Source organism: Mycobacterium sp. NAZ190054 (assembly GCF_001545925.1).
GTDB lineage: Bacteria > Actinomycetota > Actinomycetes > Mycobacteriales > Mycobacteriaceae > Mycobacterium.
This window is the reverse complement of the sequence record NZ_LMVQ01000078.1, coordinates 1-13052: the sequence shown is the minus strand read 5'-3', so window position 1 is coordinate 13052 and position 13052 is coordinate 1. Positions and strand designations below refer to the sequence as shown.

12 protein-coding genes and 2 pseudogenes are annotated in these 13052 nt (G+C 69.2%); 6 read left to right on the top strand and 8 right to left on the bottom strand.

What is annotated here, in order from left to right; all coding sequences use genetic code 11:
• The 4 genes and pseudogenes from ASJ79_RS33075 to ASJ79_RS07275 form a co-directional block, all read left to right on the top strand.
• Positions 1-235: pseudogene (locus ASJ79_RS33075) on the top strand (short chain dehydrogenase); the annotation flags it as partial.
• Positions 232-1728 (top strand): class I adenylate-forming enzyme family protein, encoded by a 1497-nt coding sequence (locus tag ASJ79_RS07285; RefSeq protein ID WP_067954053.1) that lies wholly within the window; start codon positions 232-234, stop codon positions 1726-1728. The pseudogene ASJ79_RS33075 and the gene ASJ79_RS07285, both read left to right, overlap by 4 nt.
• Before the next feature lie 26 nt (positions 1729-1754).
• Positions 1755-2057 carry a hypothetical protein gene (locus tag ASJ79_RS07280; RefSeq protein WP_067954052.1) on the top strand — a complete coding sequence of 101 codons (303 nt, stop codon included), beginning with the start codon at positions 1755-1757 and terminating at the stop codon, positions 2055-2057.
• Between the two features lie 189 nt (positions 2058-2246).
• Complete coding sequence (locus ASJ79_RS07275) at positions 2247-3764, top strand: adenylate/guanylate cyclase domain-containing protein (protein ID WP_067954051.1); 1518 nt, start codon at positions 2247-2249, stop codon at positions 3762-3764.
• A 43-nt stretch (positions 3765-3807) separates the two neighbouring features.
• On the opposite strand, the gene ASJ79_RS07270 is transcribed toward ASJ79_RS07275, so the two are convergent.
• Positions 3808-4410 (bottom strand): TetR/AcrR family transcriptional regulator, encoded by a 603-nt coding sequence (locus tag ASJ79_RS07270; protein WP_067954050.1) that lies wholly within the window; start codon positions 4408-4410, stop codon positions 3808-3810.
• Between the two features lie 99 nt (positions 4411-4509).
• On the opposite strand from ASJ79_RS07270, the gene ASJ79_RS07265 reads away from it, so the two are divergent.
• Complete coding sequence (locus ASJ79_RS07265; protein ID WP_067954049.1) at positions 4510-5400, top strand: alpha/beta fold hydrolase; 891 nt, start codon at positions 4510-4512, stop codon at positions 5398-5400.
• 19 nt (positions 5401-5419) lie between these two features.
• On the opposite strand, the gene ASJ79_RS07260 is transcribed toward ASJ79_RS07265, so the two are convergent.
• Genes ASJ79_RS07260 through ASJ79_RS07250 form a run of 3 tightly spaced genes read right to left on the bottom strand, consistent with a single transcriptional unit; the run spans position 5420 to position 7691 of the window.
• Positions 5420-6235: an SDR family NAD(P)-dependent oxidoreductase gene (locus ASJ79_RS07260; protein WP_067954048.1), complete on the bottom strand. Its 816-nt coding sequence runs from the start codon at positions 6233-6235 to the stop codon at positions 5420-5422.
• Positions 6232-6645, bottom strand: a complete 414-nt coding sequence (locus ASJ79_RS07255) for a nuclear transport factor 2 family protein (RefSeq protein ID WP_067954047.1) — start codon at positions 6643-6645, stop codon at positions 6232-6234. The genes ASJ79_RS07260 and ASJ79_RS07255 overlap by 4 nt, the downstream gene beginning before the upstream one ends.
• Entirely contained in the window at positions 6642-7691 is a 1050-nt protein-coding gene (locus ASJ79_RS07250) for a zinc-binding dehydrogenase (RefSeq protein ID WP_197420110.1), read from the bottom strand. The genes ASJ79_RS07255 and ASJ79_RS07250 overlap by 4 nt, the downstream gene beginning before the upstream one ends.
• 116 nt (positions 7692-7807) lie before the next feature.
• Between ASJ79_RS07250 and ASJ79_RS07245 the strand changes: the two genes are divergently transcribed.
• Positions 7808-8695, top strand: coding sequence for a helix-turn-helix domain-containing protein (locus ASJ79_RS07245; protein WP_067954055.1), 888 nt, complete (start codon positions 7808-7810; stop codon positions 8693-8695).
• Here ASJ79_RS07245 and ASJ79_RS07240 read toward each other — a convergent pair.
• From ASJ79_RS07240 to ASJ79_RS33070, 4 genes and pseudogenes are all read right to left on the bottom strand, one after another.
• Positions 8625-9047 carry a Zn-ribbon domain-containing OB-fold protein gene (locus tag ASJ79_RS07240; protein WP_067954045.1) on the bottom strand — a complete coding sequence of 141 codons (423 nt, stop codon included), beginning with the start codon at positions 9045-9047 and terminating at the stop codon, positions 8625-8627. The two genes, ASJ79_RS07245 and ASJ79_RS07240, sit on opposite strands and share 71 nt — an antisense overlap.
• Positions 9048-9049: 2 nt before the next feature.
• Positions 9050-10258 (bottom strand): thiolase family protein, encoded by a 1209-nt coding sequence (locus tag ASJ79_RS07235; RefSeq protein WP_067954044.1) that lies wholly within the window; start codon positions 10256-10258, stop codon positions 9050-9052.
• A gap of 36 nt (positions 10259-10294) precedes the next feature.
• Positions 10295-12517 (bottom strand): acyl-CoA dehydrogenase, encoded by a 2223-nt coding sequence (locus ASJ79_RS07230; protein ID WP_067954043.1) that lies wholly within the window; start codon positions 12515-12517, stop codon positions 10295-10297.
• Positions 12514-13052, bottom strand: a pseudogene (locus tag ASJ79_RS33070) (NAD-dependent dehydratase); the annotation flags it as partial. The gene ASJ79_RS07230 and the pseudogene ASJ79_RS33070, both read right to left, overlap by 4 nt.

The following is a 13052-nucleotide window of genomic DNA, read 5'->3' as shown; positions in this document are numbered from 1 at the left end:
CACCTCGGCGGTGTCCAACCTGGCCGGCGGAGACGACCTGGTGAAGTCCTCCCGCAGCCCGGACATCATGGCCGATGCCGCCGTGCGGATCCTGTCGCGACCACCGGCACAGGTCAACGGGCAGTGCTACATCGACGCGGCGGTGCTGGCCGAGGACGGGGTCACCGACCTGTCCGGCTACGGCGGCGGGGACGATCCGATCCTGGACATCTTCGTCGACGGGCGGGTGTCATGAGCATCTCGCTGCTGTTGGAGATGGCGGCCGATGCCGGCCCCGACCGCACCGCGCTGGTCTCCGACGATCTGCGGCTCACCACAGGCGAACTGAGCTCACTGGCCGACGGCGGCGCGGGCGTCATCGCGGCCTCCGGGGCCCGGCACGTCGCCTACGTCGGCACCGGCGGGGCGTTGCTGCCGCTGCTGCTGTTCGCCTCGGCCCGCGCCGCGATCCCGGTGACGCCGCTGAACTACCGGCTGTCGGCCGAAGGCCTGCGGGCCCTGCTCGACCGGCTGCCCGATCCCCTCGTCGTGGTCGACGACGAGTACCGCGACGCGGTCGGCGACGGCTATCGGACGATCGGTTCGGCGGAGTTCCTGGAGTCTGCCCGGACGGCCGACCCGGCGGCCGAGTTCGCCGACCCCGACGCCGTCGGCGTCGTGTTGTTCACGTCGGGGACGACGTCGAAGCCCAAAGCCGTCGAACTCACCCACACCAACCTGACCAGCTACATCATGGGCACCGTCGAGTTCGCGGCCGCGGAACCCGACGACGCCGCGCTGATCTGCGTGCCGCCATACCACATCGCCGGGGTCAGCGCCGCGCTGTCGAACCTGTACGCGGGCCGGAAGATGGTGTATCTCCGGCATTTCGACGCCGACAAGTGGGTGCGTCTGGTCGCCGACGAGGGCGTCACCTCCGCGACGGTGGTACCCACGATGCTCGACCGGATCGTCTCGGTGCTGGAGGCTCAGGGCATTACGCTGCCGACCCTGCGCACCCTGGCCTACGGCGGGTCGAAGGTACCGCTGCCGCTGGTGCGCAGGGCGTTGTCGCTGCTGCCCGAGGTCGGATTCGTCAACGCCTACGGCCTGACCGAGACCAGCTCGACGATCGCGGTGTTGACCCCCGACGACCACCGCGCCGCTCTGGCGGCCACCGACGATGCGGCCACCCGGCGGCTCGGCTCGGTCGGTCAGCCCGTGCCGGGCATCGAGGTCCAGATCCGCGCCGACGACGGCACCGTGCTCGGCCCCAACGAGACCGGAGAACTGTACGTCCGCGGCGAACAGGTGTCGGGCAAGTACACCGACATCGGATCCGTTCTCGACGAGCAGGGCTGGTTCCCCACCAAGGATGTGGCCTACCTCGACGACGAGGGATACCTGTTCATCGGCGGCCGCTCCGATGACACGATCATCCGCGGCGGGGAGAACATCGCCCCCGCCGAGATCGAAGACGTGCTCGTCGAGCACCCGCACGTGCGAGACTGTGCCGTGGTCGGCGCCGACGATCCCGAATGGGGCCAGATCATCGTCGCCGTGGTCGTCCCGCAGGCCGGAACCGAACCCGACGTCGAGGATCTGCGCAGCCACGTCCGTGCCCAGTTGCGCGGATCCCGCACCCCCGACCGGGTGGTGTTCCGGAACGAACTGCCCACCAACGCGACGGGCAAGGTGCTGCGCCGTGAACTCGTCACCGAACTGAACCAGGACCGATCGCCGGCATAGCCGGCCGCGACACAAGGAGCCCCTGCATGATCAAGAACGGCACCCGACTGCAGAGCCAGGTCTGCGACACCCAGGTGATCGTGGTCCGCAGCAGCGACAGCCTCGACGACCTGCGCGCGGGCGGCGCACCGATGGTTCCCGTCGGCGACAGCGTCGACGACAGCCTGTCGCTGGACGAGTCCCTGGCCGACGGCAATCTGATGGGCAAGCGCTACGTCGACGACGGCGGCGCCGAGGTGCTCGTCACCAAGGCCGGCAAGGGCACGCTGAGCATCGGCTCGACCCCGTTGGCGCTCAAGGAGGCCAAGCCGCTGCCGGCCAGCGACTGAGCGTTCGCCCCGATGATCGCGACAGCGCTCGACAGCGCGACGGGATCGAAAGTTCCATCGGCGCGTATCTGATTGGCGTGTCGGTCGTCTCGGCGGTGGCGGTGTGCTTCATGCCCGGCCCGTGACGGCCGGCACCCGACGTGGTCGAAGCCGCTCCGGTCGCGGCACGCGACTGATACCTTCACCGGGGTGAGGCCACGCCGCCTGGTCATCAGGTACGCCGCGGGTCTCACGTCGGCCTACCTGGTGACGCTGGCCGAGGTCGTCGCGATCGTGGTGTCGCTTGCCGGTCGCAGTGTCGTGACACGGGGCAACGTCGTGACCCTGGCGGTGATCGGGACCGTGGGCACGGTCACGGTGGCGCTGGGCGCCGTGCTGATCGTGCGGCCGTCGTTGCGCTGGTTGGGTTCTGGCCGACAACCCACTGCCGCGGAGATCCGGACGACGGCGAAGACGATGCGCCGGCAGGCCGCCATCACCCTCGCACCGTGGCTGCTGACAGCAGCGATCCTGGTACCGCTGAACCTGCACGCGCCGGCCACGGCGTTCGTGGTCCTCACCACCGCGCTGCTGTTCGGTGCGATCGCCACCGTCAGCACCGGATTCCTGTTCACCTTGCGCACGCTGCGACCGCTGCTGGCGGGCGTTCCCGCCGACGCCGAACGTCCGGCCGCGCCAGGCGTGCGCGCCCGCCTGCTCCTACTGTGGCTGGTCTGCACGGCGCTGCCCGGGTCGGCGATCGCCGTGTTGCTGATCCTGCGGTCCAGGAACTGGCTGCTCGGCGAATCGACGCCGATCGAGTTCGCGCTGCTGGTGCTGGCGCTGGTCGCCGTGGTGCTCGGGCTGCGCGCGATGATCCTGGTGTCGATGACGATCTCCGACCCGGTCGACGAGGTCGTCGAGGCGATGGCCGACGTCGAGAAGGGACAGCTCGACCGCACCCTCGACGTGTACGAATGGTCAGAGATCGGGCGGTTGCAGAGCGGCTTCAACCGCATGGTGGCCGGCCTGCGGGAGCGCGACCGGCTTCGCGACCTGTTCGGGCGGCATGTCGGTGAGGAGGTCGCCCGGCGGGCGTTCGAGCAGACCACCGACCAGTCCGTGTCGTCGTCGGCCGGCGACGAACGCGACGTCGCGATCCTGTTCATCGACCTGGTGGGCTCGACGCAACTGGCCGCCGGCCGTGAACCGCGCGAGGTCGCCGACCTCCTCAACGACTTCTTCCAGATCGTGGTCGCCGCGGTCGACGAACGCCACGGCCTGGTCAACAAGTTCCAGGGTGACGCCGTGCTGGCGGTGTTCGGCGCTCCGCTGCACATCGCCGAGCCCGCGTCGGCGGCGCTGGCCACCGCCCGCGCTCTGACGTCCCGATTACGCCGGTTGCCGGTCGATTTCGGCATCGGCGTAGCAGCGGGGCCGGTGTTCGCCGGCAACATCGGGGCCCGCAACCGCTACGAGTACACCGTCGTCGGCGACGCCGTCAACGAGGCCGCCCGACTGGCCGACCACGCCAAGGATTTCGAGCGTCGAGCGCTGTGCTCGGCCATGGCACTGGCCCAGGCGAGCGTGACCGAGCAGGCGTGCTGGGCGCCCTGCGGCGAGACCACGTTGCGAGGACGCGCGGAGGTCACCGCCCTGCGTACGCCTGTGGCATGTCAGCCGCCGACTGCCTGCGGGAGTGCAGCGTCCGCGCCACTGCCACGATGACGGGCCTCGCGCGACCAGATCACCGGTGCCCGGTGAAGCAGGTTCACCGCCCGAACAGCCCGGCGACGAGTGCGCTCGCCACCGCGCCGGCGTCGCGCCGGGCGGCATCCGGGTCGTCGGCCGTCGCGATGAGTAGGGCCGCCTCGTCCAGCGCCCCGATGATCATCGACGCGAGCGCCTCGACCGGGAGGCCGGGCATTTCGCCGGCCGCGATCGCGGTGTGGATGAGGCCGCGCAGGGCGCCGAGATAGTTGCGATTGTCGATCTCACGCATCTGAGCGAATCCGAGCGCGGCCGGGGCCTGCAGCACGCTGATCCGGGCGACGGTGGGGTCGAGGCAGCCGTCGAGGAACGTCGCGATGCCGGCCTCCAATTGTCCGCGAACGGTGTCGTGGGCCTGGCTTGCCGGCAACACCTGCCGGGCCAACCGGGCTTCGACGTCCTCGTAGACCGCCCGGAACACCGCCTCCTTGGTGGGAAAGTGGTAGTACAGCGCGTTACGGGTGACCCCGGCCGCACCGGCGATGTCGCCGGTCGACACCGCCGCATAGCCGCGCTCCACGAACAGCGACCGGGCCGCGTCCACCAGCACGGAGCGGGTGGCTTCGCTGCGCCGGCCACGCCCGTCACGCCGGATCTCACTCACCCGACTAACTTTACAGGCTGTATGTATTGATGTTTCGCGCGACCTGTGTTTGCATACAGCCTGTATTGCTTAATCGGCGGGTGGACGACTAGGACGGACATGGACGTGCTCGACGAGCGGAAGCTGATCCAGTTGTCCTGCGGGCCCGTGGGCGTGCGCGAATGCGGCGACGGCCTGCCGGTGGTGCTCCTGCACGGGTTGGTGGCCAACGGATTGGTGTGGCGCCACGTCGCCGCGGGTCTCCAAGCCCGGCTCGGCGGGACCCGGTGCATCGCACCGGATCTGGCCCTGGGTTCGCACACGCCGGCACTACCGGGGGCAGACCTCACCCTGCCCGGGCTGGCGCGGACCGTCGTCGAACTGATCGACGCACTCGACATCGGGCAGGCGGTGGTGGTCGGCAACGGCTACGGCGGTGATATCGCCCAGGTGGTCGCAGCGAGTGCTGCCGAGCGGGTGCGGGCCCTGGTGCTCGTCGCCACGAACGCGTTCGATTCCGACCCGTGGACGGTCAGGTTCCTGTCCAGGCTCAGCGCGCTGCCCGGTGCCGGGTTGTTGCAGTCGCGGGTGCTCGGCTTCACCCCGGTGCAACGACTCTCGGTCACTTACGGAGGCGCGACCAAACGCCCGATCCCGGCCGACGTGATGGCCGAGTACCTTCGGCCGTTACGCACGGATCCGTTGGTACGCAGGGATCTTCGTCGATTCCTTCAGGGGTTGTCGCCGTCCTTCCTCACCGAGTACTCACCGCGCCTGGCCGGCTACGACCGGCCCGCGCTGGTGGTCTGGCCGCGCGAGGAGCGCTACTTCCCCGCCGAGGGTGCGCTGCGCCTGGCCCAGACGCTTCCGCAGGCCACGCTGGAATTCATCGACGACTCCTATGCCTGGGTACCGGAGGACAATCCGGAGCCGTTGACGAATCTGCTGTGTGAATTCCTGCGGCGCGTTCAACACCGGCCGGACACCGGTCCGTCGTCCGCACCGGAATGATCCGCAGCCACCGGGCGGGTCAGCCTTCCCCCATGGCCGCGGCGCTGGCCTGCATGATGAACCGGACCGCGTCACTGCGCGACACCGAACCCATCATCTGCGCCGCCGCCCGCATGTTCTCACCGACGATCCACGTCGGCCCGTTGGCGAGGTTGTCGAACGCCTCGGTGATCACGTCGTCGACGGATGCGGTGTCGTCCGGCCGCTGGTCGAGGGTCTCGATCTGGCCCCGGGCGTGCTCCAGCCGGCGCAGCGCCGGGGTGTCGGTCTTGCTCAGGATGAGCCCGAGGACGTCGACACCCTTGTCGTGCAGCTCGGTCCAGAGCGCTTCGGCGAAGACCATGTCGAAAGCCTTGGTGGCGCTGTAGGCCACCATATTGGGTCCGCCCGCGAACCCGGCGCCGGACCCGAAGATCACGATCCCGCCGCGGCCGCGGGACACCATCGCACCGGCGAAGTGGTGGCTCAACTGCATCGGGACCAGGCAGTTGCGCCGCAGCATCGCTTCGGCAGCCTGAATCGGTTGTGACAGAAACGGTTTGAACACCGGATCGGCGCCCGCGCAGTACACCAGCATGCCGATCTCGAGGTCGCGGGTGCGCTCGATCACCGTGGCCGCGGCCGACTCCGCCGACAGGTCCACCGCGAGCACGCGGGTCTGCACACCGGTGCGTTCCCGGATCGCCTCGGCGATCTCGGTGAGCACGGCCTCCCGCCGCGACAGCAGCACGACGTTCAGCCCCCGCTCGGCGAGCGCGTCGGCGAACGCGGCGCCGATGCCGTCGGATGCGCCGGCGACCAGCGCCCAGGGACCGTACTTGTCGGCGAACGTCATCCGGGGGTGACCGTCCTGATCAGCACCGAGGTGAATCTGCGCCGATAGATCCGCCAACCGGTGTCGGTGCGCACCAGCTCGTCGTCGTAGAACCCGGCGGCGTTGACGCCGGAAGTGTTGTCCTGCGACATGATCAACCCGTCGATGTAGGCGCGCGCGGTCGCGGTGTCGCCGTTGACCTCGATGGCCTGGTTGGTGATCCGGTGCAGCGTGTAGCCCGCCATCTGGTGGGCGGCCTGCATGAACTCCACAACCGCGTCCACCCCGGAGAACGTGCCGATCTCGCCGTAGTCGAGCCGGCAGTCCTCGGTGAACACCGTCCTGAACAGCGGCCAGTCTCGGCTGTCGATACCGGTCGCATACCGCACCAGCACGTCGCCGATCTCGTGACGGTCGTCTCGGTCAGTCATCGCACATCTCCATTGGGATGGACCACTATTCGCGGCGGTCCGTCGGATCGGCGGGCGAGGTCGAGTGCCTCCGGGACCCCGTCGAGGGTGATGGTCTTGCCTACCGACGGCAGCGGGTCGAGGGCGCCGGAGGCGACCGCGTCGAGCGTTCCGTACCAGTCCTCGGGCATCGGGCCTCCGCCGAACTGGATGGTGACACCGGCCCGGGTGGCGGCGGTGATGTCGAGGGTGTCGCCGGTGTACCAGCCTCCGGCGCAGTAGATCCGGGTGCCCATGTCGGAAGCTTCGACAAGCGACTGGATCAGACCCGAAGCCCCGGCGCATTCGAAGACCGCAGGCGCTCCCCACAACCCACGTTCGGCGCGGACCTCACGCCAGAGGTCGAACGGTGATCGCTCGGCGGGGTCGACGACGATGTGCGCCCCAAAGCTCCGGGCCAGCTCGCGTCGTTCGGCCTTGAGGTCACTGACGATGATCGGCTCGACACCACGGCGCGCCAGCGCCGCCACCGCGGACAGCCCGATGGCGCCCGCACCGATTACCAGCGGGATCTCCGCCGGCTGCATCCGCGCGGAGCGCACATAGAACTCGCCGACGGCGAACGCGTCGACAACGGCGACCGCGTCGCTGGCCACGCCGGAGACGACGGGCCGGGCGATGGCCTCGGCCACGACGACGAGCTCGGCGAAGCTGCCCTGGGCGTCCGGATGTTGTCCGATGATGCGCGCGCCGGCGGCTCCGCCGTCGACGAGCCGGATGGGTATCGACGTCGCGCGGGTGCCGACGGGAAACTGGTCCGTGCAGCCCGGTCCATGGCCGACCACCTCCCCGGCGAACTCGTGGCCGAGCACGATGTCACGGTCGGCGTCGTAGAGGGAACGGCCGGTGGGGTCGTGGACGCTCATCTCCGGATGGTCCATGAAGTGGACGTCGGATGCGCAGATCGCGGTGCTGAGCACCTTGAGCAACATTTCGCCCTGTCCCGGAACGGGATCGGGGATGTCTTTGACGTCGAGGCGGCCCTGCCGCAGCGTCACTGCCCGCATTCACGCCCCTTTGCGTTTCTCGAATACTCGAGATAGTTTCTCGACGCAGTTGCCCGACTATAGGAAGGCCGACGGGAAAGGGTCAAGAGATGGCGGGCTCGGCACCGACCGGCCGCGTGGTCGACATCGTCGAACTGCTCTGCCGTCCCGGCCGTGACCGGCTTCGCTTCTCCGACGTGGTGCACGAACTCGGCCTGACGCAGGCCACCGCGCACGCGATCCTGACCACGCTGTGCGAACGGGGATGGATCGCCCGCGATCCCCGCACCAAGACCTACTCGCTCGGACCGGCACTGGCCGCTGTCGGCGCGCGCGCCGACCTCGCACGCCCGCTCATCCACGCCGCCCGCACCGCCGCCGACCGGCTGCATGCCGAAACCGGTTATGCGACCTCGGTTCTCGAACGCATAGGCGACTCACTGATGGTCGCCGCACATGACAGCGCCGACGGGTCGACGCCCGCGCTGGGACCGGGAGACCGGATTCCGTACACCCCACCGTTCGGGGTGGCGCTGGCGGCATGGGACACCGCCGACGGGCAACGGAGCTGGCTGCGCCGGGGCGGGGAGGACGCCGAGATGGTGCAGCGGCTGCAGGCCGTACTGGCCAAGGCGCGAGAGCGCGGCTTCGACGTCGACCTGACCACGCCCGCGATGGCCCAGGCCGCCGCGCTGGTCGTGCGGCTTCAGCGGGACGGAGTACCGGCGCAGGTGGCCGAGGTCATGGACCGGTTGCTCGTCGAGTGCACTGCCGTGGGCCTGCTGCCCGACGACGATCCGGCCCGGCTGTCCCAACCGGTGGCGACGATCGCGGCGCCCGTGCTGGACTCCGACGGGTTCGCCACCCTCATCCTCGCCGTGCACCCGCTGCGCCAACTCGGCGCTGTCGAGATCCGTTCGCTGGGTCACCGCGTCAGGGCCCTCGCCGCGGACCTCACCGGCCCGCCGGCTCGTACCTCAACATCGTCACGTCGTGCTCGGGGTAGTCGCAGAACACCGGGCTGACCCGCATACCGATCGTGACGTCCTCGGGCTCGACGTTGACGAGCTCGGTGGAGAACCGCGGTCCTTCGTCCCACTCCACGATTGCGAGCAGCTGGGGCACGGCGTCGGCGAAGTGCGGGCCGACGGGACGGCGCGCCACGGTGTACGAGTACAGCGTCCCCATGCCCGAGATCTCGCGCCACTCAAGATCGTCGGCGAGCGTCCTGGGCGCACGCACCCGGGGGTAGAAGACGTAGGACTGCGACGACGGCGAGTACTGGATCCTCACCCGGTGTTCGGCGAGCGCGTCCCAGAACGGGGCCGTGGTCGGGGTCTTGACCGGCATCGGGCGTTCGAACGTCGGTGTGCTCATCGTCAGTCCCCTTCCAGAACGAGGGTGGTCTGTTCGGACAGGATGCCGCCGTTGCCCGACACGAACGCCCGGTGGCAGTCAGGTACTTGCGCCGCCCCGGCGCGGCCCATGATCTGGCGGGTGGCGTCGCACACGTGGTGCATGCCACCGGCATTGCCCGCCTGCCCGAAGCCGAGTTGGCCGCCGGCGGTGTTGAGCGGGAAGTCTCCGCGGAAGGTCAGGTCGTGCTCGGACACGAACTCCATGCCCTTGCCCTTCTCGCAGAACCCGGCGTCCTCCAGGCTCAGCAACACGGTGATCGTGTAGCAGTCGTAGATCGACACCATGTCCATCTGCTCGCGTGTCAGGCCCGACATCGAGAACGCGGTGTCGGCCGCCCGCGCGATCGGCGTCTGCAGCAGGTCCTCGGCGTAAGTCGGCGTCTTGTAGGGCACCTGCTCGCCGAAACCCTTGATCCACACCGGCCGGTTCTTCGCGCGCCCGGCGACCTCGGCGCTTGCCACCACCACCGCGGCCCCGCCCAGGCAGGGCATCACGATCTCGAGCATGTGCAGCGGGTCGGCGATGACGGGGCTGGCCAGCACGTCCTCGATGGTGAGCGGCTTGTCCTTCCAGATCGCCCCCTCGGTGTGGTTGGCGTTGAACCGCTGGTCCACGACGATCTTGGCCATCGCGCGCTCGTCGTAGCCGTACACCGACGCGTAGCGCTGGGCGACCTGACCGTAGGGTCCGTTCTGGCCGAGGTTGCCGTACGGGATCTCGAATTCGGCTTGCGGAGAGCCGAACTGGTTGCTCGATGCCCCGAAGAACACCGCATCGACGAGTGGTTTGGGCTTCTTCGCCGAGGTCGGCGTCAGATAGCGCGCCGGGATCGCGCACAGCACCACGTCGCAGATCCCCAACTCGATCGCGGCGGCCGCGCGCCACACCATACCCACCGCGCTGGCTCCGCCCAAGTCCACCATCTCGGCGAAATTCGCACGCACACCTAGGTATTCGGCCACGGTCGACGGGACGAAGATCTCCGACTCGCCCAGGTGCGTGGTGACCAGGCCGTCGACCGACTCACCCGGCAGCCCGGCATCGGCCAGCGCCGCGGCGCCGAGGTCCGCCCACTGCTCCAGCGTGAACGGCGCCGGGCCGGCCTTGTTCAGCCGCTCCGGAGGCAGTTCCACGTAACCGACGATCGCGGCCTCACCGCGCAGACCCATGGTTGTCTCCTGTCGCGTCGTTGTCTCACATCCCGCTCATGCGCGGGGCAGTCCGAGAATCATCTGGGCGATGATGTTGAGTTGAATCTCCTTGGTACCGCCGCCGATCAGTTCGGCCGGCAGGTGGAAGTAGGGCTCGACGATCGCCGGATCGGAGTCCTCGACCAGCGCTGCCGGCGCGGTGAGTTCCAGGGTGGCCTTGAAGGTGCGGCGCAGCATCACGTTCATGGCGACCTTGGCGATGCTCGACGCGGGCCCGGCGGCCTGTCCGTCCAGCAGGCGCATGACCTCGCGCAGGGCCAGCACCTTGATCGCGCTGGCATGGGCGTCGGCCTCCCCCAGCGCGGCCAGTACCCGGCTGCGGTCGGGACGCCGCTGGGCGGTGAGCGCGCGCAGGATGCCGGCCCGGTCGAAGTTGACGTAGCCGCTGATCGCGACGCGCTCCTGCGCCATCGTCGCGATGGCGAGGTTCCATCCGTCTGTCGGTCCGCCCAGCAGCAACTCGTCCGGGATGAACACGTCGGTCAGGAACACCTCGTTGAAGTGCGCCTCCCCGGTGGCCTGCCGGATCGGTTGCAGCTCGATGCCTTCGGAGGTCATGTCGACGATGAAGTAGCCGATGCCGCGGTGCTTGGCCGCGTCCGGATCGGTGCGGGCCAGCAGCGCGCCGTAGTCGGCGGTGTGCGCAGACGACGTCCAGATCTTGTGGCCGTTGATCCGCCAGCCGCCGTCGACCTTCGTCGCCCGTGTGGTCAACGACGCCAGGTCCGAACCCGCACCCGGTTCACTGAACAGCTGGCACCAGCCGAGTTCACCGCGCTGCGTCGGCGGGATGAACCGCTCCTGGATGTGTCCGGGCGCCGAGCTGATCAACGTCGGCAGGATCCACTCGGAGATGCCCAACGACGGTCTGACCAGACCGGGCCGTTTGGCGAACTCCTCGTCGATGATCAGCAGCTGCAGTTGCGTCGCTTCGATGCCCCAGGGCCTGGGCCAGTGCGGCGCGATCAGGCCCGCGTCGGCGAGCAGCGTCCGCTGGGGGCCGGTGGCGAGGTTCTCGTAGTCACCCTGGCGGCCCGGCTTGTCGTTGTGCAACGTGCCCGCCTCGTCGAGAACCGCTGCGACACCGCGGCGGAACTCGGCGTCGAGGTCGCCGAGCTTGACGGAGACGTCGCGACTCTGCGTGCGGGTCAGGTCGCCGAGCGACTCGGCGTAGCGGCCGGCGGGACCGATCGACGCGGCCAGGCTGGTGGCCTTGCGCCAGTACAGGTGCAGGTCGTGCTCCCAGGTGTACCCGATGGCCCCGAACATCGTCAGGGTGTCGAGCACCAGCCCGGGGGCCGGCGAGATCGCCATCAGAGCCGAACCCCATGCCGCGATGCGGTTCTGCGTCAGATCCTCGGACGCGGACCGGACCGCGTCCCATGCCGCCGAGGTGGCGAGTTCACTGTCGACCAACAGCATGGCCGCCTGATGCTGCAGCGCCTGGAACGTCCCGATGGGCCTGCCGAACTGTTCGCGGGTGCGCAGATGGTCGGTCACGGCCTGCACGCACCAGCGCACGACGCCCGACGCGGCACTGGCCGCCAGCGCGACCGCGAGACACCGGGCGCGGACGTCGTCGATTCCGGTCAGCACCGCGTCCTCGGTGCAGACGTAGCCGTCGAGCCGCACCACACCGACATCGACGGTCCTGTCGGTACCGACACAGCTGTCGACGTCGACCGCTGATCGCGACGGATCGATCAGCAACCACACGCTGGAATCCCCGGTGTCTGCCACCACGAGAAGGGTCCGCGCCGCCCGTACCCCCAGCGTGGGAGCCGAGGAACCGCTGACCTGCCAACCGTTCTCGGTCCGGACGGCCCGGAAGTCGTTGTCGTCGCCGAAGATCACCGCCGCAGGGACGCCGTCGGCGAGCGCACCGAGCGCAGACCGCCGGACCGGCGTGTCGTCGGCCAGCAACGCGACCGCGCTTGCGGTCACCGTCTGCAGCACCGGGCCCGGCATCAGCGCGAGCGCTGCGGCCTCGACCACGCACGCGGTGTCGGTCAGTGTGCCGCCCTGACCGCCGACCTCTTCGGGCAGGTGCACGGCATGAAAGCCGTTCGCGACGAACTGGTCCCACCATGGAGGCAGCTCTCCGGCGGCCAGTGCGTCGAAAAACCCGCGGGTCTTGTCGATCGGCGCGTGGCGTGCCGCGAACTGCCCGACCGCGGTACTCAGCTGTTGCTGTTCGGGGGTCAGACCGATGGTCATCGGGCTCCTTCCGGTGCGCGGCGCCCTCGCACGCGGAAGAAGTGGGCGGCCGCCACCACGGCCTCGGAGACAGGCCGCGGCTGCCAACCCAGTTCCCGGACGGCCTTGGAATGGTCCATCGGCGACATGATGTGCATCAAGCGGATGTTCAGCGGCGTGAGCATGGTGTCGGTGCCCCGCAACCGGGCCAGCGCCTCGCTACCGTACCCGGCGGCCGACATCAGGCGGATCGGAACACTGAACCGTGGTGGTGCTATTCCCACTGCGGCACAGCCGATTTCGTGAAGGTCGCGCATGCTCATATACCGTTCACTGACGATGTAGCGCTCCCCCACGCGTCCGCGTTCTCCGGCGAGGATCAACGCCCGTGCCGCGTCCTCGACGCCGACCACCTCGGCGTCGTAGCCGTCGATGGAGAACGGGAGCTTGCCCCGCACCGCAGCGGCGAGCATGCCGCCGTGCGGAGTGGGCAGGAAGTCGCCGGGACCGTAGGTGTTGGACACGCACATCGCGACCGCGGGCAGCCCCTTCTCCG